We start from the raw sequence: 16,729 nt of genomic DNA on the forward strand, positions 1-16,729 counted from the left end.
GCGACGGCCGGCCGGTCACGGAGCCACGGTGAGAACCTCTGCCTTCACTCTACCCAGGCCCAGACCCAGATACTCGGCCGTCGCCCTGGAGAGGTCGAACTCCCTGCCCTCGATGAACGGGCCCCGATCGTTGACCATCACGACCGCCTGCTTGTCGCCATAGGTGACCAGAAGCAGCGTTCCATGCGGCAGCGTCTTGTGAGCGACCGTGAAGTCGCGCTCATCGAAAATCGCCCCGCTCGAGGCTCGGCGCCCGTGGAACCCGGGCCCGTACCATGAGGCGACGCCGCGCAGCGTTCGCCCTGTGGAAACGAGTTCCGGCGGTACTCCGATCGTTGGTCCGAGCGGAAGCGAAGCCCGTAGCGCTCCCTGTTCGATCGAATCAGCGGCAAGGGCGCCGCTTGCCCCGGTCGCGGTGATGATGTCCTCCACGAGGCTCCACCGGTAGTCGCGCCACCCCGCCGTCAGCTGGTCGACTCGATCCTCGAGGCGCGCCTGTTGAGCTTCGAGATCCGCGGCGAAGGTGGCGGCCAGGACGAATGCTCGCTCGTGCTCGGCGTAGTCGGCTTCCGCGACGTTGACCGATTCGAACGCCGTGTGCCTGAGATCTCCCATCTCTTCGAGAAGCCGGGCGATGTCGTTCATCGACCGGGTATCGGAAGCGTTCAGGGCTTCCAGGTAATGGGTGGCTATCCCGGCCTCGGTTGGATCATCGAAGAACATCACCACCGTCAGCGCGGCGGAGCCGCCGCGGATGTAGAGCTGCTGGATGCCCTCGTCGAGGCGGCGGCGTGCCGCCCGGAGCTCACGCTCGACCTGCTCGAGCCGCTCGAGCGCTCCGACGCTCTCGGCGAGGACGGCCTCCAGCTCGGCTCGGCCGACATCGAGTGCCCGCTCGAGCCGGTCGCGCACAAGCCGGGCGTCCGAAGCTCTGGCGATCAGATCCGGCAGTTCGAGGCGCAACTCCGCAAGAGAGTGAGCCCGTTCGACGGGTGTCGTTCCGAGCGCGGCCGGACCGATCGCCATGGAGACGAGGGTGAGAGCGATGAGGAAGTGCCGTCGCACACCGATATTGTGGACCTGCCGCGGCCCCGGCCCAAGCATCTACGCTGTGGAATTCGAGATGAATGGAGAATCCGATGGCATTCCCCGACGGAACGGCCGACTTCCGCTCAGACACGGTGACACGACCCTCGCAGGAAATGCGAGAGGCGATGGCTTCTGCTGTGGTCGGAGACGACGTGTACGGCGAGGACCCAACGGTCAACTCTCTCGAGGAGCGAGCAGCTTCGCTGCTCGGCAAAGCGGCAGCGGTGTTCGTGCCGTCCGGATCCATGGGGAACCTCCTCGGCCTGGCTACACAGGCACGTCCGGGTGACGAGGTGATCTGCGTCGAACACGCCCACGTGCGGAACTACGAAATGGGGTCGGCCGCTGCGCTGGGCGGTATTCAGTTCAGGACGGTCGCCACCCCCAATGGAGAGATCGAGCCTGCCGATGTTGAAGCTGCGGTGGAGCAGAGCAGCCGTCACGTCCTGAACATCTCGATGCTCTCATGGGAGAACACACACAACTGGTCCGGTGGCACCGTGATTCCATTCGAGCTGATGGAGGCAACCTCCCGGGCGGCTCGCTCGGCAGGCTTGGCCGTGCACCTCGACGGAGCGCGGCTGTGGAATGCGGTAGCGGCCACCGGCATCGATGCTGCGGAATACGCTCGACTGGCCGACACGGTCCAGTTCTGCTTCAGCAAGGGCCTGGGTGCACCGATCGGATCGATCCTCTGCGGAAGCGAGGACGTGATCAGGCGGGCGCGCTATCTCCGCAAGCGCTTCGGCGGAGGGATGCGACAGGTGGGAGTGATCGCCGCAGCAGCGGCGGTGGCCCTCGACCGGCGTGCGCGGCTCGGTGAGGACCACGCTCTGGCCCAACAACTGGGGAAAGGAATCGCCGGGCTGTTCCCTGCCGCGGTCTCGCTGGAACAAGTGCAGACCAACATGGTCCTGGTCCACGGCGACGGGCTGCCGGTGAGCGCCGAGGGCCTGCGGCGTCGATTGTCGGAAGACGGGGTGCTGGTTAGTGCCGTCTCGGCCGGCACGCTGAGGTTTGTCACCCACTGTGACGTCGATTCCGACGACGTTGAGCGCGTGCTCGACTCAATGAGGGCTTTGTAGCGAATCCGGCTACCGGTACCCGTTCCTGAACCTCCCGTAACTTTCTCGACACGCCTACAGTCGAAAGCCGCAATGTCTTATGCCGTTCTCTTTCCCGGTCAGGGAAGTCAGCACGTCGGAATGGGCGCGGACCTCTTCGAGGCGCGACCCGATCTGTTAGTCGAGCAGGCCGACGAGGTCCTCGGTTGGAGTCTGCGCGACATCTGTCTGGACGGACCAGAAGAAGAGCTCACCAGGACCGAACATGCTCAACCGGCGCTCTTTGCCCTCTCCTTTGCCTTGTGGGAGGAGTTGGCGAGGAGAGTGTCCGCTCCGCCTGCTGCAGCCGCCGGGCACTCCCTGGGTGAATACACCGCCCTGGCGGCCGCCGGGGTCTTCGACTTCGCCACCGCTTTGCGGATCGTTGCGCTCCGCGGTCGGGCCATGGCGACCGCCGCCGACGCAGCACCGTCATCGATGGCGGCACTGATCGGGGCTTCCGTCGATCTAGCAGAGGAGATCTCCTCCGCCCGTCGCGACTCGGGCGGGCATCTCTGGGTGGCGAACCTCAACGCCCCGGGCCAGATTGTGGTGGCGGGCGGAGCGGCAGACATCGAATGGCTGCAAGCAGAGAGCAGGTCGCTCGGCGTTCGGCGAGTCGTGCCGCTCAACGTTGCCGGAGCTTTCCATTCACCGTTCATGGCCTCCGCACAGGCCGTGCTCGCCTCCGGGCTGGCTGCAACGACGCCCGAAACGCCGGCTTTCAGCGTTTGGTCGAACGTGAGCGCGGCCCCGGTGCGGCGCGAGGAAATCCCTGAGCTACTCGCCGGTCAAGTTACCGCTCCTGTACGGTTCTCCGAAAGCCTCGAAGGGATGGCCGACGCCGGGATTGAAACGTTCGTGCACGTCGGTCCCGGAGACGTAACCGCCGGCATGGCCCGGCGCACAGTCCAGGATTCTGAAGTTTTCGTCATAAACGACCTCGCCGGGATCGGAGAGGTCATCGAATCGCTAGCGGGGGAAGAAGAGGAAGGCCCAGTATGAACGCCACTGTCACCGGATGGGGGAAGGCGTTGCCACCGTCGATTCTCACCAACTCGGATCTCGAATCGATCATGGACACGTCCGACGAGTGGATCACCTCCCGATCCGGTATCAAGGAACGACGGATCAGCCATGTCGAAACCTCGGATATGGCTGCGATCGCCGCTCATCGTGCTCTCGCCGCCGCCGGACTCGACCCGCTCGACATCGATCTGATCATCGTGGCCACGTGTTCGCCCGACACTCTCATCCCGAGCGCGGCAGCCTTCGTGCAAGCCAAGCTCGGGGCCAAGAACGCGGGAGCAGTCGATCTCAACGCGGCGTGTTCCGGCTTCGTCTACTCGCTCGTGTTCGGTGCCAACATGATCCGCGGCGGAACACATAAGCGGGTGCTCGTGATCGGAGCCGAGAAGCTCCACTACTACATGGATTTCACGGACCGTTCGACCTCGGTGCTCTTCGGGGACGGTGCAGGTGCCGTCGTGCTGGAGCCCACCGAGGCCGACGAAGGCCTACTGTCGTCGGAGCTCGGGATGGACGGAGACACCGCTGAATTCCTCTGCGTACCCGGCTTTGGCACCGTCGGCGACCGTGTGCCCGACCTGCCGTCCGAGGTCGGGGTGCAGATGGACGGCCAGGAGGTGTTCAGACGGGCGGTCACCATGATGGGAGACTCTTCGGTCCGGGTCGTCGAAGAGGCGGGCATCGACTTCGAAGATGTCGACATCCTCATCCCGCATCAGGCGAACCAGCGGATCATCGATGCCACCGCCCGCAGGCTCAAACTCCCGCCGGATCGAGTATTCATGAACATTCATGCGTACGGCAATACGTCGGCGGCGACGATCCCGATTGCGCTGACCGAGGCGCTGGAGGAGGGCCGAATCCGCCCCGGTGCCAACATCGTATTCGCCGCATTCGGCGGAGGCTTGAGCTGGGCGGCCGCCGTTCTGCGCTGGGGTACCCGTACAGAGCCGATTGCCACGAGCGACGTCGACTTCCCACCGAGTGAGCGGACCACCATGCAGCTCCTGCAACCGAACTTCGAGTTCTTTGGCCTGGGGGAGCGATGAGTCGGGTTGCGCTCGTCACCGGGGGTTCACGCGGCATAGGCCGGGCCATCGCGCTCGGTCTCGCCCAGAATGGTCACCGGGTGGCGGTCAACTACTCGACTCGCCCCGAAGCAGCCGAGTCCGTTGTCACGGAGATCCGTTCGAATGGGGGAGAGGCAATCGCCCTCGGCGCCGACGTCTCGGACGAAGCGGCAGTCGGCCGTCTCATCAGCGAGGTTGGTGAACGGCTGGGACCGGTCGAAGTACTGGTAAACAACGCCGGTGTGACCCGCGACGGTCTTCTTGCCCGGATGAGTTCGGACGACTGGGATCGTGTCATCGAGGTCAACCTCCGGTCCACCTTCCTGTGCACCAAAGCGGTGATGCGGGGCATGCTCAAGAACCGATGGGGCCGGATCATCTCGATCGGCTCGGTCTCCGGGCTGGCCGGGAATCCCGGTCAAGCCAATTACGCGGCCAGCAAGGCCGCCGTGATCGGATTCACGAAGTCCGTAGCCAAGGAAGTCGGCGGCAGAGGCATTACGGTCAACGTCGTCGCACCAGGTTTCATCGAGACCGACATGACGGCCGAACTGGGCGAAGTAGCACTAGAAGCCGCCATATCGGCGACTGCGGTCGGTAGGCTCGGGCGGCCGGAAGACGTCGCCGCCGCGGTGGCATACCTGGCCGGAGAGAACGCGGGGTTCGTAACGGGACAGGTCATCGTCGTCGACGGTGGCCTGACTATCTAGAGGAGAGAACATGGAACGGGCAGAAATCGAGGCGAAGTTCACCGAACTACTGGTGAGCGAGCTGGGGCTAGACGCGGAGAAGATCAACCCGGGCGCGAGATTCGAAGAAGACCTCGAGGTTGACTCGCTCGGAGTCGTCGAGTTGCTCATGGCGCTCGAGGACGAGTTCGACGTGACCATTCCCGATGAAGAGGCTGAAAACCTCACAACGGTTGGCGAGGCTATCGATCTCGTCGTAGCCAAACTCTCCTGAGGCTCCGCCGTGGCAAGACACGACCGAAGGGTCGTGGTTACCGGGTTGGGGACCGTCAACCCGCTCGGAGCCGACGTAGGGTCATCCTGGGCGGCCGTGCGCAAGGGAGTGTCCGGCGTCGGTCCCATCACTGCCTTCGATACAACGGACACGGTGACCAAGATCGCGGCCGAGATCCCGGACTTCGACCCACACGACTATCTCGACAAGAAGGATGCTCGGCGTCTCGATCGTTACACGCAGTTCTTCGTTGCTTCCACCTCACAAGCCCTGGCAGATGCGGGTCTCGACTACCGCGGCGATGACGAAGCCGCCGCAGAGGTCGGAGCAATCGTTGGTGCGGGCCTGGGAGGGATGCACTCGTTCATCGAAGGGCTCGACACCCTGCGCGAGCGCGGAGCGGCCAGGGTCAATCCGCTCACGATCACGAAACTCATCCCCAATATGGCGGCCGGCTATGCGTCGATCGAGTTCAACCTGCAGGGCCCGACCAACTGCACGGTCACGGCCTGCGCAGCCTCGGCGAACGCGATCGGCGACGCGGCCGAGATGATCCGGCGAGGCGTCGTCGACGTCATGGTTGCCGGTGGATCCGAAGCCGTGATCGTGGAGTTCGCGGTGGCGGCGTTCAACTCGTCCAAAGCGCTTTCCACCAGGAACGACGAACCGACGCGAGCCAGCCGGCCGTTCGATGCCGGTCGCGACGGGTTCGTGATGGGCGAGGGAGCAGCGACGCTCATTCTCGAGGAGCGTGACCATGCTCTGGCGAGGGACGCGACGATCTACGCGGAGGTCGTTGGATACGGCATGTCCTCGGACGCATACCACGTGACTCTGCCGCGCCCGGGGGGAGCGGGCCAGGCGAGGGCAATGGCCATGGCCCTCAGGGATGCCGGACTGGACGGTTCGGAAATCGACTACATCAACGCTCATGGGACCTCAACGCCGGCGAACGACGGCACGGAGACGGCGGCCATCAAACTGGCACTGGGCGACGAAGCTGCTCGCAAGGTCGCAATCTCATCGACCAAGTCGATGACCGGCCACCTGCTGGGAGGAGCGGGAGCGCTCGAGGCGATGCTGAGCGTGCTCGCCATCCGGGACGGTGTCGCGCCTCCGACGATCAACTACGAGGAACCGGATCCCGATTGCGACCTCGACTACGTCCCGAATGTGGAACGCCCGATGGAGATTCGCCACGCCATGAGCAACTCATTTGGATTCGGTGGACACAACGTGGCGTTGATCTTCTCGGCCCCGGAGGCCTAGACCAGAGATTCTCAGCAATGCTGTTACTCCGGGAGATCAACAGTATTGCGGAGAAAACGGGCCTGAGATTCTCAGCAATGCCGGTACTCCGGGGGATCAACAGTATTGCCGAGAAAACGGGTTGGTCAGTCCTGGGGCGGGACCTCGCAGCCGACCGTGGGAGGTGGGAGGCCTCGTTCCTGGGCGGTCTTCCACTCATCGAAGGAGCGGATGGCCAGCACGGCGACCACGCCCACGCCGAACGCCGCCGCCGTACCCGACAGGACGGCCAGCACGACTGCCAGGGCCGTGCCCGACCCGCTGAGTGAGGCAATGAAATAGCCCAGCCACGCACCGATGACCAGGCCGACCAGCGCCGGCAAGAACACCCATGGGTTCGGATATCGCCGCATCTACTGACCGCGCTCCTGGGGGGTCTCGTGGGTCGACGACCGCGGAAGCCGTCTTCCACGATCGTCCAGGCCGGCCGCCGCGAGGATTTCGGGCGGCGCCAGCTCAGGCGGGATTGCCATCGACCGGGTCGCAGGAGCCGTTGATTGCCGATCGAGCGGCCGGGCCGCCTCGCCGCTCCAGGCCAGCCACGCCTCGCCGGCAACTGAAGCCGCCAGCAGGACCACCGCCCACCAGTCGAGTCCCCACAATGTCACCAACCCGGCCACCGGTATTCCTATTCGGGCGGCCCACAAGCCTTCCGTCCGCGTCTTTCCGTACGCCCAGGCGACGCCGGGCGCACCGACGATCAGGAACCAGGCGGCGATCGGAACCGGCGAGCCCGTCAAGAAAGCGGTGACCCCCGGCAGAACCAGCAAGGTCAGCAGCAATGCGACCGATTTGGGAGGCGGGCCTCCGGGTGTCGGAGGCCGGAGATAATCTTCGAGCGACGGTCCGACCAAGGCGGACACCGCCAAACCCGACAGCAGCAGCGCGACCATCCAGTTGTTGGAAATCGGCATCGTCAAGGCCATGCCGGCCATGAGGCCGATCACCACCATAGAAAACCGGCGCGCCCAGCGGGCTCTAACCACGACGAGACCGACGATGGCCACCAGCGTCACGATCAGCAGGTCGACGGCCGCCACTGCGGCGGCAGCCGTTCCGATCGTAGGCTCGCCAAAGGCCAGCGTTATCGCCCAGGCAACGGCAGCGGCCAACAGGGCTGCCGGAGCGAAGATCGGAGGTTTCTGCACGGCGCCATTATGACGCACGCTCGCAGGTTGTCCTGCCTACCATCGAAGTCCATGATGTCGCGCTGGCCCGGTGAGTTCTCGTTCTGCCCGATGTGCTCCGCCGAACTCACAACCCGGGACATGGCCGGAGGGGAGCGCAGAGCCTGTGCGGAGTGCGGATACGTCCATTGGCGCAATCCCGGGGTCGGAGCTGCGGTACTCGTGCGCGACGGCGCAGGAAGGGTGCTCCTCATTCGCCGGGCCCCGGGATCGACCAAACCCGGCTTGTGGGCGATTCCGGCCGGATACGTCGACTACGGCGAAGACGTTCGAGAAGCCGCTCGCCGTGAAATGCAGGAAGAGACCGGCTTGATCGTCGAAGTTGGTGAACCGGTGTTCGTGGCCTCCAACTTCCATGACCCCGCCAAACTCACGGTCGGTATCTGGTTTGCGGGGACCGTCACCGGGGGAGTCCTGGAAGCCGGAGATGATGCCGACGAGGTCGGCTATTTCGCTCTGGACGATCTGCCGCCTCTGGCGTTCGATACCGATACAGCCCTGCTGGACTCGCTTCGGGAAGGAGCCTGAGCGCTATCCCGGAGGCGATTGGGGCGCCGACTCCGGCTCCCATACGCTCATTTCGCGCCATGGCGTATCCGGCCGAAGCGAAACCACGGCTGCGTGTCCCGGCTTTCCTTCCTGCTGCCTGCGGTGGTCGGCGCCCGTCAGCCGGAGGCGGGCGGCATGGATCGGATCCTGGTGCCCGACGATTACCACATCGCCGTTCGAATACCGGGCAGAGAGCTCCGTTGCGACATCGGTCACCCGGTCGGCCAACTGCTCGAGCGACTCGGAGGCGAAGTCCAGATCCCAGGGGTGAGTGAGGTACGCCTCGAGCTCCCCCGGAACCCGTTGCGGCAAGTCCTCCCACCGGATGCCCGACCATCGCGAGGAAAGACGCCACTCCGTCAGCCTCTCGTCGACGTGGACGGGCAGCTGGTGGCGGGCCGCGATGAAGTGAGCGGTCTCGATCGCCCGCTGGAGTGGAGACGACCAAACGGCGACAACCGGCCGCGAAGAGAGAAACCGGCCGGCTTCCTTCGCCTGCAGGCTGCCCAGCGTGCTCAGCCCGAAGCCGGGCAAGTCCGCGTACACGAGATGCTTGGGGTTCTCGACCTCCCCGTGTCGCGTCAGATGAACCATCGATGCCATGGCGGCGAGTGTAAATGGTCACAGCTCTCGAATTGTTCGTATCGCCGCCGACCCTGTTCTATCGTCGGAGCGTGCCGTCTGAACAGTCCTTCCGTGAGCCGATCATCCACCTGGACATGGACGCCTTCTTCGTCGAGGTGGAGCGACTCCGCAGTCCCGGGTTGCGTGGAGCGAGCGTGGTCGTGGGCGGCACCGGCCCGCGCGGCGTCGTCGCGTCGGCGTCTTACGAGGCCAGAGCGTACGGTGTCCGGTCCGCCATGCCGATGGGGAGAGCGAGGCGCCTCTGTCCCCAACTGGTCGTCGTTCCGCCTGATCACGTCGAATACCGTCGAGTCAGCGCCCTCGTATTCGAGATCCTCCGGCGATTCACTCCGCACGTGGAGGGTCTGTCCATCGACGAAGCGTTCCTGGACGTCTCCGGTATGCGACGACACTTCGAAGACGCCTCGTCGGTGGCCGAGGCGCTTCGGGAGACGTTGAGGACCGAGCTCGGGCTCCCGTCATCGGCAGGTGTTGCCCCGAACAAGCTTCTCGCCAAGCTGGCGTCTCAGGAGGCGAAGCCCGATGGGATTCGCCTGGTGGCGGCGGACGAGGTCGGTCGGTTTCTTCACCCGCTGCCGGTGCGGCGCCTCTGGGGGGTTGGGGAGGCTACCCATGCGCTGCTCGAACGCCTGGGGGTCCGGACGATCGGCGACCTGGCCGGCATCCCGCCCGCCACTCTGGAGAGACGGATCGGTGCGACCCTCGGTCGCCATCTTCACCAGCTCGCCCGCGGGGTCGATGACCGCCCGGTGGCCGTAGGGGGTGAGACGAAGTCGATCTCGGTGGAAGCCACGTTTGACGCTGATATCGAAGGTGTGGACCGAATCGAAGCCGAGTTGCTGCGGCAATCCGAGCAGGTAGCCGAGAGGATGCGGAAGGCGGGGATGGCCGGCCGGACGATCACTCTGAAGATACGATTCGGGGACTTCACGACTATTACCCGCAGCCGAACACTCGAATCTCCTACGAACGTCGGACGCGACATCTATCGCACGGCGGTTCAACTCCTGCAACGTTCGGGGGTCGGCGGCAGGCCGGTTCGGTTGATCGGTGTCGGCCTGTCCACGCTCGAGGCAGACGGGGCTCCTCACCAGCTGGCAACTGATCGTCCCGCCGCCTGGGACGATCTGGCCGATGCGATCTCCGAGGTGCGTGCCAGGTTCGGGTCTGAGGCTGTGCACCCGGCTAGGTTGACACGCCCGGAAGCCGAATGACGTCGAGACTCTTTAGCGGACTGCAACGTATAATGAGGCCACAAGGGACAGATCCAACGGAAGCGCAGATGCCATTAGACGACAGAGAGCAGCAGATACTGGCGGAGATCGAGCGCCAGTTCTATCAGGAAGATCCTGATCTCGCCAACGCCGTCCGGAATATCTCAGGGCGTGGTCTGAGCCGCCTGGCCGGACGTTTGGCCATCGCCGGGATATTCGTGGGAATAATCACGTTGATAGCTACCTTTCGCTACAACACCTTCATCGCCCTGACCGGATTCTTGATGATCGTGATCTCCACTACGGCAGTTCTGCGAGGCTACCGGCGTCGCGATGGTGCCGGCGACGGGGAATCGGAAGGCCCGGGGTTGTGGAGTTCCTGGACTGCGAAAATCCGGAATAACCGACGGTTCCGACCTCCGTCCTGATTCGCTAGAGTGACCCCCCCGGCGCACCGGGAGTCGGGAAGTCCCGGTCACTTCGGCGTCGGGTTGAGGATCGAAATTCGCGACGAGTTGTGTTCGTCGCTGAGCGTTTTGGGGAGTTGAGGTTTGAACGACGGATACACGGCTCAGCAGGCATCGAAGCTGACAGGCTGCACACCTCATCAACTCCGCTATTGGGATCGCGTCGATCTGGTCCGCCCGTCGCTGCAATCAACGGGCGGCCGCCCCGGAGTACGCCGCCTGTACTCGTTCCGTGACCTCGTCGCCTTGCGCGTCGTCCGGAGCCTGCTCGACAACGGAATGTCTGTGCAGAGAGTTCGGCGCGCCTGGGACTACTTGCGGCGCAATGCCGAGATGGAATCGCATCTGGCCGAGGTGAAACTCATCACGGACGGCACCTCGATTTTCAAGATCGCATCGGACGACGGAGAACTGCTCGATGCGCTTCGCGAGGGTCAGATGGCCTTCTTCGTTGCCATCGATTCGATCACCCGGGAAGTCGAAGAGGACGTCACCCGGTTCGAACTCGATCGGGATCACTTCCTCGAGATACTGCGCCTCGTCGAAGAGGACGTAGCTTCAGAGGCTTCCGGCTCGTAGTGACGGGTGATCGGCCTCCTGCCGTCTAGCCGTTCTTTCGAAGCGAATGAGGCGTCAGCCACGATCTGATCATCTGCCAGCGCGTGTGCCGATGGCGCAAGACAGACTCGGCGGATTCGAACGATCTCATTCCGATCTCCACCTGCCGCCGGCCGAGCCGACGAGGCGGCCCGTAGACGGTTTCGCCGTAGACCGCGGCAAGGGCTGTTAGGGACGGTTCGGTCGTGACCGCGAGTTCTGCAGGCGTCTTCCACTCGGAAACGTCGTAGCGGAGGTCCGTGAGCCGATCGATGATTTCCTCCCATGCCGCAGAAATGTCGCCGGTCTTCAATCGGCGAAGGCGCAGCCGCCGGCGGATCCACTTGATGGCAGGACTCAGTCCGATCAGCGTCGCGCCCGTGGCCAGCAGGATCCAGCCCCACGGAACGCCGCCTCCGGTGGCGGCGTCGCCGGAGCCGACGAAGGGGGTGTTGGCTTCGAGGATGTCGTCAGGGTTTTCCAGCAGCGCATCCCGATCGGGGCCGAACGGGATCGGTTGTCCGTCCGGGCCGAGCACGACGTTGTCGTCGAGGAACTCGGGCTCCGGCACATACAGAGTCGGATCGAAGCCGGCGAGGCTGTCGACCGCGGAGGGATTGTCCCCCGTGCCGCGCGGCGTCGGATCGAAGCGAACCCAGCCCTGGCCGTCCATCCACAGCTCGACCCACGAGTGCGCGTTGCGCTGACGGACGACGATGAGTCCGTCGCTCTGCTGGTCGCCCGGCGTGAAGCCGATGACGACCCGGCTCGGTATGTCGAGAACCCGGGCAAGGACCGCCAGCGAAGTCGCGAACTGTTCGCAATAGCCGGTCCGGTACCCGGGGCTTTCGGGATCGGTCAGCCAATCGGCGAGGTTCTCGGCCGAGTGACCGGGTTCGATGTCGACCGAGTATTGGAAGCCGCCCGGCTGAGTGTTGCGAAGAAACCGCTCCAGGAACAACGCCTTCTCGAAATCGCCGGTTGCCTCCAGGGTCTCGTCCCTGGCCAGTGCCAGGAGCCGGACGTCGAGGTCGTCCGGAAGCTCGAGGAAATCCTCTAGATCTTCGGGTGGTTCGACCGCCGGCGTGGTGGCTGCCGTTCCATCGAAGGCGGTGTCGTTCCTCGCCGTGGCAAAGACGGGCGAGAGTTCGCCGTCGACCGTGGCGAGGACGTTGATATCGGGTCGCGGTACCTCCGAACGGACCCGATAGGTGAGCCCTTCGAACGTCAGGGCGTCAAACCGCACCGAAGCATCGTTGCGAATGCGGAGGCTCTGCGAGACGACCTCCGTCTCAGAAGTCACCCCGTTCGGCGCATACAGCACGGGGAGATAGTTCATCTGGAGGGTTCGAATCTGGACGACCTGGTCAACGGTCGTGGTGGGTCCTCGAAACTCGTGGCCCCGGGCTTCCCACGCCTCCCCGGCCGCAGGGGTTCTGCTGCCGCGGTTCGTGAGGTACCAGTTCTCCCCATCGAAGGCGTCGAGGGTCACCAGCCGCCAGTACATGTCATTCCGGCTGAGGTCGGAATCCGAGACTCTGGCCACGAAGACGGGCTCGTCGGACAGTGACAGCAGCGATTCCTGGACGATTCCGGTGTACAGGTTGTAGGAGACTCCTCCGTAGATTCCGTCTCCGAACCCGGAGCGGCTGCGCCACTCGAGGACACCGCTCTCGGGCACGCGTCCGGCGGCAGCATCCGTGCCGAACAGCGTGAGTGAACCGAGCGCGGCCAGGGCCACAACCGGAACGAACCAGCTGTTGCGAGGCATGGCGAGCCCGTCCGGGCCCCGCAGACGCCCGGTGCCGCTCAGCCGGTCCTCGCCGGCGATGCCGGCTATTGCCAACATGACGATGATCAGGAACGAGACCGTCCACGGGAGGCTGGAAGGGGCTCTGTCGATCGTCGAGAGCTGCAGATAGAACATGAGCGGCGGAACGCTCCCGATCCACGGATGGCCGGAGGTCAGCCCCCATACCGCCAGCATGCCGAAGGTCCAGAAGACCATCGCCAGGATTATGACCAACCCGACGTATGGGACGACCGGGGCATTTCCGAAGCGAAGCAGCTGTAGCGCGAACGAGAACTCTTCGGCCAGCTCGGCGAATGTGGTCGCGGTCGGGATCACGCCGAAGGTGAGAGTGTCCGGCGTACCGATACGGACGACCGCCAGAAGCATGCCGCCGGCGTTCAGCGCGATCGTCCCAGAGCGTCCGACCCGGTAGGTGCGTGCGACCCAGGTGATCACCCCACCGAGGATCGCGGAGGCGATCAGAATGATCTCCCACGACGCTGCACTCTCCGCCGGTCGAAGGAGTCGTTGCAGCCGGAACAGATCGAGCAGGACCGCCCCGGATACGGCTATCGCGCTGAGACGGTAGACCATGTTCTCCTCGTTGCTTCGAGCCAGGCGGCCGACCAAGATCCGTCGGCGGGAACGGAGATTGTGACAACACCGGCCCTCTGGTAATCGAGGAGGCCGGTGGAGGGTTGGGAACTGACCGACAGCAGAATCGTGGCCGGGTACTCCCTTGCCAGCATCTGCTGTGCCGCGAATAGGTTGGGATCGGGTCGGCCGCTCACGAAGATGAGAACGCCGCCGTCACCCGTTTGGCGTAGAGCGCTGAGGACCGATCGGATATCGAGGTCGCGCTGGAGCTTGATCCCGGCAAGGGCCTCCATCGCCCGCGGGAACGAATCAGGATCCCTGCTGGATGCTTGCGCGATGCCGGTCCAGAGGTCGGTGTCGAATCCTGAAGCGAACAGGTGTCGCACCACCGAGGCCGCCCCACTGACTGCCTTCTCGAAGTCGACGGGGTTTTCGTAGCGATCTTCTCGCGCGTCGAGAACCACGAGGGCTCGCGACTGCCAGGGAGTTTCGAGCTGGCGAATCATGAGCTCGTCCCTCTTGGCCGAACTGGGCCAGTGAACCCTCCGCAGGTCGTCACCCGTGCGGTATTCCCTCAGAGTGAAGAAATCCTCTCCACCCCGATGGGAGAACTCCGGACGCACCGCATGCATCGACGGATCGCGCCCGCGCACGACCGGGAAATCGTCGAGCGGTTCGATAGTGGGATACACGACCAGCCGGTCGGCCTCGCCCAGTTCGACGGTTCTCTGGGCGAAACGGAGCGGGTCGCTGAGAGTGAGGCGGGTCGGACCGACCTGGTAGATGCCACGAGGCCGGCAGAGGATTTGATAGGTCCCGGTGGTTGTCGTTTGCGGTTTGAGCCGGGCAGTCGCGAACCGGGCCGACCCGAGCTCCATGACCTCATCTTCGATCGTCGGATTGAAGATGGACCAGCGACCCGTGTTGGTGACCGCAGTTCTCACCAGAGCCTGATCGCCTTCACGGACGAGTGTCGGCCGCAGGTGTCTGATGACTCGGGCAGTCGGCTTGCCGAAGCGCGTGTAGAGCGAGGCAGCGATGGCGGCCGTGGTCAGGAACAGTCCCGTCGCCAGCAGTTCGGTCTCGCCCAGCGCAACCCACAGCAAGACGAGCGCCAGGCTCGCTCCGAGCGCCGCCCAACCCCGGTCGGTGAGCATCAGCTGATCGTTCTGGATCCAGGGACCGGAATCTGCCGCAGAACCGAGGAAAGCACTTCGGGAATCGCCGTGCCGCGCATTTGCGCCTCGGGTCGCAGCGCCATCCGGTGGGCCAGAACCGGTTCGACGATTGCCTTGATGTCGTCGGGGTTGATGAAGTCGCGCCCCTCGCTGGCAGCCCTGGCACGTGCGACTCTCTGCAAGAACAGCGCCGAGCGCGGAGACGCCCCCAGCAGAACTTCGTCGTGATGGCGTGTCGCTTCCACGATATCGATGATGTATCCCTTGACGGCAGGGGACACGTGTACCTGCCTGGCAAGGTCGATCATCCTCATGACGTCCACCGCGCTGATCACCGGAACAAGAGACTCGAACACCGACCGGATGCCGTGGGTGTCGAGGATTTCCAGGCCCTTCTCCCGGCTGGGGTAGCCGATTGTGAGGCGCATCATGAATCGGTCGAGTTGCGCCTCGGGCAGAGGATAGGTCCCCTCGTGTTCGAGAGGGTTCTGAGTGGCAACCACCATGAACGGGGGAGGGAGGGGTCGGGTCGTGCCGTCGACGGTGACCTGGCGCTCTTCCATCGCCTCGAGGAGGGCGGCCTGGGTCTTGGGGCTGGCCCGGTTGATCTCATCGCCCACCACTATGTTGGCAAAGATCGCGCCCGGTTTGAACTCGAACTCGCTCGATCCTCGATTCCAGACGGAGACGCCCGTGATGTCGGAAGGCAGGAGATCCGGAGTGAACTGCACACGTTGAAACTTGCTCTCGATCGATGTCGCCAGTGACTTGGCCAGCAGGGTCTTGCCGACGCCCGGCACGTCTTCGATGAGAGCGTGCCCTTCGGCGATCAGGCAGATCACGATCAGATCGATGACGGCCCTCTTACCCTGAATCACCCGCTCGATGTTGTTGCCAATCTCGGTGAACTGATCCGAGAACCAGACGACATCCTCTCGTTCCAAGGCTTCGATCGTCGTCACAGGTTCAATCCTCCTCGATTTGTGCCAACACAGGTTATCAAAGGCGGGAGACAGTTGATATTGGCGGCTCGTGATGTCATATACTGCGATCGGGATGGGGCAAGTGTCTTCAGCGACGCGCGAGCTGGTACGTCACCCCGGCCTTTGGCCGGAGGCGATTAGATCCGTGCTCGCGCTGGCTCCTTTGCGGTGGTGGGCGCGAGCGCCTTTTCTGCCGTTGCCGGAGCGGCGCTACCTGGCCTGGAGGATCGGCACGGCCTACGGCAGCGCCGGTGCCGATCTCACGGGCAAAGATCTCGTGGCATACCTACGATGGCGGCGAAGGCGGCGGGGATTGACATGACCGTGTTGCATGACGAACTGATGGCGATCGACGGCGTGGCGCAAGCCCAGGTCGAGATCGTCGATGATGGATCTCCTTCGGTGCGACTGCAGGTCGAGCCGGGCGCAGATCGGCGTCGTGTTGGAGAGCTCGTTCAGCAGATCCTCGCCAAGCACGGGCTCAGGTCGCGTTTGGCGCCCGAGCAAGTGAGCGCCGAACCGGTTGCGGAGTCCCCCCCGGAAGCTTCTGTTGCCGTGGTCGAGACCGAGCCCGCGGTGCGCCCTCAGGTGGCGCCCGGTGGGGCCGACATGCCCCACGGGCTGCGTCGGCTCAGATCCGTCGCGGTGGAGGAGGACCGGTCCAGCGTCGTCGTCACCGTCCGCGATGACCGGGGTAGCTCGGCCAGGGCTGTGGGACAACCCGGACGGGCAGCCTTGCGTGACGCAGTCGCCAACGCGGTGTTCGAGCTGATCGGCGAAGGTGGAGCGCCTCCTTCGATTGTGGCCATCCATAGAGCCAGCGAGGGAGACCGGCAGCTGATCACAGTGGTGCTCGACCGGGGCGCCGGGAATCTGGCCGTCGGTTCGGCGTTGGTGAGCGTCGGCTGGGAATACGCGTTCGGGCGGGCAATCTGGGCGGCGCTCACGAACTGAGCGG

Annotated in this window: 18 protein-coding genes; 11 read left to right on the forward strand and 7 right to left on the reverse strand. The window is 64.4% G+C overall.

What is annotated here, in order from left to right; genetic code table 11:
- Window positions 1-15: 15 nt before the first annotated feature.
- Window positions 16-1,065, reverse strand: a complete 1,050-nt coding sequence (locus VLT15_00630; GenBank protein ID HSR43719.1) for a septal ring lytic transglycosylase RlpA family protein — start codon at window positions 1,063-1,065, stop codon at window positions 16-18.
- A gap of 74 nt (window positions 1,066-1,139) precedes the next feature.
- Between VLT15_00630 and VLT15_00635 the strand changes: the two genes are divergently transcribed.
- From VLT15_00635 to fabF, 6 genes are all read left to right on the forward strand, one after another.
- Entirely contained in the window at window positions 1,140-2,174 is a 1,035-nt protein-coding gene (locus VLT15_00635) for a GntG family PLP-dependent aldolase (protein ID HSR43720.1), read from the forward strand.
- Between the two features lie 72 nt (window positions 2,175-2,246).
- Window positions 2,247-3,197 (forward strand): ACP S-malonyltransferase, encoded by a 951-nt coding sequence (gene fabD, locus VLT15_00640; GenBank protein HSR43721.1) that lies wholly within the window; start codon window positions 2,247-2,249, stop codon window positions 3,195-3,197.
- Complete coding sequence (locus VLT15_00645; GenBank protein ID HSR43722.1) at window positions 3,194-4,270, forward strand: beta-ketoacyl-ACP synthase III; 1,077 nt, start codon at window positions 3,194-3,196, stop codon at window positions 4,268-4,270. Before fabD ends, VLT15_00645 begins: the two co-directional genes overlap by 4 nt.
- Window positions 4,267-5,001, forward strand: coding sequence for a 3-oxoacyl-[acyl-carrier-protein] reductase (gene fabG / locus VLT15_00650; protein HSR43723.1), 735 nt, complete (start codon window positions 4,267-4,269; stop codon window positions 4,999-5,001). The genes VLT15_00645 and fabG overlap by 4 nt, the downstream gene beginning before the upstream one ends.
- A 10-nt stretch (window positions 5,002-5,011) precedes the next feature.
- A complete protein-coding gene (gene acpP, locus VLT15_00655; protein ID HSR43724.1) occupies window positions 5,012-5,254 on the forward strand; it encodes an acyl carrier protein in 243 nt (80 codons plus the stop codon).
- Between the two features lie 9 nt (window positions 5,255-5,263).
- A complete protein-coding gene (gene fabF, locus VLT15_00660) occupies window positions 5,264-6,523 on the forward strand; it encodes a beta-ketoacyl-ACP synthase II (GenBank protein ID HSR43725.1) in 1,260 nt (419 codons plus the stop codon).
- A 125-nt stretch (window positions 6,524-6,648) separates the two neighbouring features.
- Here the strand turns inward: fabF and VLT15_00665 are convergent, their stop codons facing one another.
- Complete coding sequence (locus VLT15_00665; GenBank protein HSR43726.1) at window positions 6,649-6,915, reverse strand: hypothetical protein; 267 nt, start codon at window positions 6,913-6,915, stop codon at window positions 6,649-6,651.
- Window positions 6,916-7,710: a hypothetical protein gene (locus VLT15_00670; GenBank protein HSR43727.1), complete on the reverse strand. Its 795-nt coding sequence runs from the start codon at window positions 7,708-7,710 to the stop codon at window positions 6,916-6,918.
- A 51-nt stretch (window positions 7,711-7,761) separates the two neighbouring features.
- On the opposite strand from VLT15_00670, the gene VLT15_00675 reads away from it, so the two are divergent.
- Window positions 7,762-8,277, forward strand: a complete 516-nt coding sequence (locus tag VLT15_00675; protein ID HSR43728.1) for an NUDIX hydrolase — start codon at window positions 7,762-7,764, stop codon at window positions 8,275-8,277.
- Window positions 8,278-8,280: 3 nt separating this feature from the next.
- Here the strand turns inward: VLT15_00675 and VLT15_00680 are convergent, their stop codons facing one another.
- Entirely contained in the window at window positions 8,281-8,901 is a 621-nt protein-coding gene (locus VLT15_00680; protein ID HSR43729.1) for a histidine phosphatase family protein, read from the reverse strand.
- 71 nt (window positions 8,902-8,972) lie between these two features.
- Here VLT15_00680 and VLT15_00685 point away from each other — a divergent pair, with 71 nt between their 5' ends.
- The 3 genes from VLT15_00685 to VLT15_00695 all read left to right on the forward strand — a co-directional run bounded on the left by VLT15_00685 (window position 8,973) and on the right by VLT15_00695 (window position 11,203).
- Window positions 8,973-10,157 (forward strand): DNA polymerase IV, encoded by a 1,185-nt coding sequence (locus tag VLT15_00685; protein ID HSR43730.1) that lies wholly within the window; start codon window positions 8,973-8,975, stop codon window positions 10,155-10,157.
- Window positions 10,158-10,225: 68 nt separating this feature from the next.
- Window positions 10,226-10,585, forward strand: a complete 360-nt coding sequence (locus VLT15_00690) for a DUF3040 domain-containing protein (protein ID HSR43731.1) — start codon at window positions 10,226-10,228, stop codon at window positions 10,583-10,585.
- A gap of 123 nt (window positions 10,586-10,708) precedes the next feature.
- A complete protein-coding gene (locus VLT15_00695; GenBank protein ID HSR43732.1) occupies window positions 10,709-11,203 on the forward strand; it encodes a helix-turn-helix domain-containing protein in 495 nt (164 codons plus the stop codon).
- 25 nt (window positions 11,204-11,228) lie between these two features.
- On the opposite strand, the gene VLT15_00700 is transcribed toward VLT15_00695, so the two are convergent.
- The 3 genes from VLT15_00700 to VLT15_00710 are packed head-to-tail and all read right to left on the reverse strand — an operon-like array spanning window position 11,229 to window position 15,750.
- The gene (locus tag VLT15_00700; protein ID HSR43733.1) at window positions 11,229-13,607 is read right to left on the reverse strand and encodes a DUF3488 and transglutaminase-like domain-containing protein; all 2,379 of its coding nucleotides are present in this window, start codon (window positions 13,605-13,607) and stop codon (window positions 11,229-11,231) included.
- Window positions 13,583-14,767 (reverse strand): DUF58 domain-containing protein, encoded by a 1,185-nt coding sequence (locus VLT15_00705; GenBank protein ID HSR43734.1) that lies wholly within the window; start codon window positions 14,765-14,767, stop codon window positions 13,583-13,585. Before VLT15_00705 ends, VLT15_00700 begins: the two co-directional genes overlap by 25 nt.
- Entirely contained in the window at window positions 14,767-15,750 is a 984-nt protein-coding gene (locus tag VLT15_00710; GenBank protein HSR43735.1) for a MoxR family ATPase, read from the reverse strand. The genes VLT15_00705 and VLT15_00710 overlap by 1 nt, the downstream gene beginning before the upstream one ends.
- A 339-nt stretch (window positions 15,751-16,089) precedes the next feature.
- Here VLT15_00710 and VLT15_00715 point away from each other — a divergent pair, with 339 nt between their 5' ends.
- Window positions 16,090-16,725, forward strand: a complete 636-nt coding sequence (locus tag VLT15_00715) for a hypothetical protein (GenBank protein HSR43736.1) — start codon at window positions 16,090-16,092, stop codon at window positions 16,723-16,725.
- The last annotated feature ends 4 nt before the right edge of the window (window positions 16,726-16,729 follow it).

The organism is Acidimicrobiia bacterium (assembly GCA_035471805.1).
GTDB lineage: Bacteria > Actinomycetota > Acidimicrobiia > Spongiisociales > JAHEDJ01 > JAHEDJ01.

Bases quoted from the DNA above. Each gene is read 5' to 3' on its own strand.
- VLT15_00635 (HSR43720.1), top strand. From the start codon at position 1,140: ATGGCATTCCCCGACGGAACGGCCGACTTCCGCTCAGACACGGTGACA.
- fabD (HSR43721.1), top strand. From the start codon at position 2,247: ATGTCTTATGCCGTTCTCTTTCCCGGTCAGGGAAGTCAGCACGTCGGA.
- VLT15_00645 (HSR43722.1), top strand. From the start codon at position 3,194: ATGAACGCCACTGTCACCGGATGGGGGAAGGCGTTGCCACCGTCGATT.
- fabG (HSR43723.1), top strand. From the start codon at position 4,267: ATGAGTCGGGTTGCGCTCGTCACCGGGGGTTCACGCGGCATAGGCCGG.
- acpP (HSR43724.1), top strand. From the start codon at position 5,012: ATGGAACGGGCAGAAATCGAGGCGAAGTTCACCGAACTACTGGTGAGC.
- VLT15_00665 (HSR43726.1), bottom strand. From the start codon at position 6,915: ATGCGGCGATATCCGAACCCATGGGTGTTCTTGCCGGCGCTGGTCGGC.
- VLT15_00675 (HSR43728.1), top strand. From the start codon at position 7,762: ATGATGTCGCGCTGGCCCGGTGAGTTCTCGTTCTGCCCGATGTGCTCC.
- VLT15_00680 (HSR43729.1), bottom strand. From the start codon at position 8,901: ATGGCATCGATGGTTCATCTGACGCGACACGGGGAGGTCGAGAACCCC.
- VLT15_00690 (HSR43731.1), top strand. From the start codon at position 10,226: ATGCCATTAGACGACAGAGAGCAGCAGATACTGGCGGAGATCGAGCGC.
- VLT15_00700 (HSR43733.1), bottom strand. From the start codon at position 13,607: ATGGTCTACCGTCTCAGCGCGATAGCCGTATCCGGGGCGGTCCTGCTC.
- VLT15_00705 (HSR43734.1), bottom strand. From the start codon at position 14,767: ATGCTCACCGACCGGGGTTGGGCGGCGCTCGGAGCGAGCCTGGCGCTC.
- VLT15_00715 (HSR43736.1), top strand. From the start codon at position 16,090: ATGACCGTGTTGCATGACGAACTGATGGCGATCGACGGCGTGGCGCAA.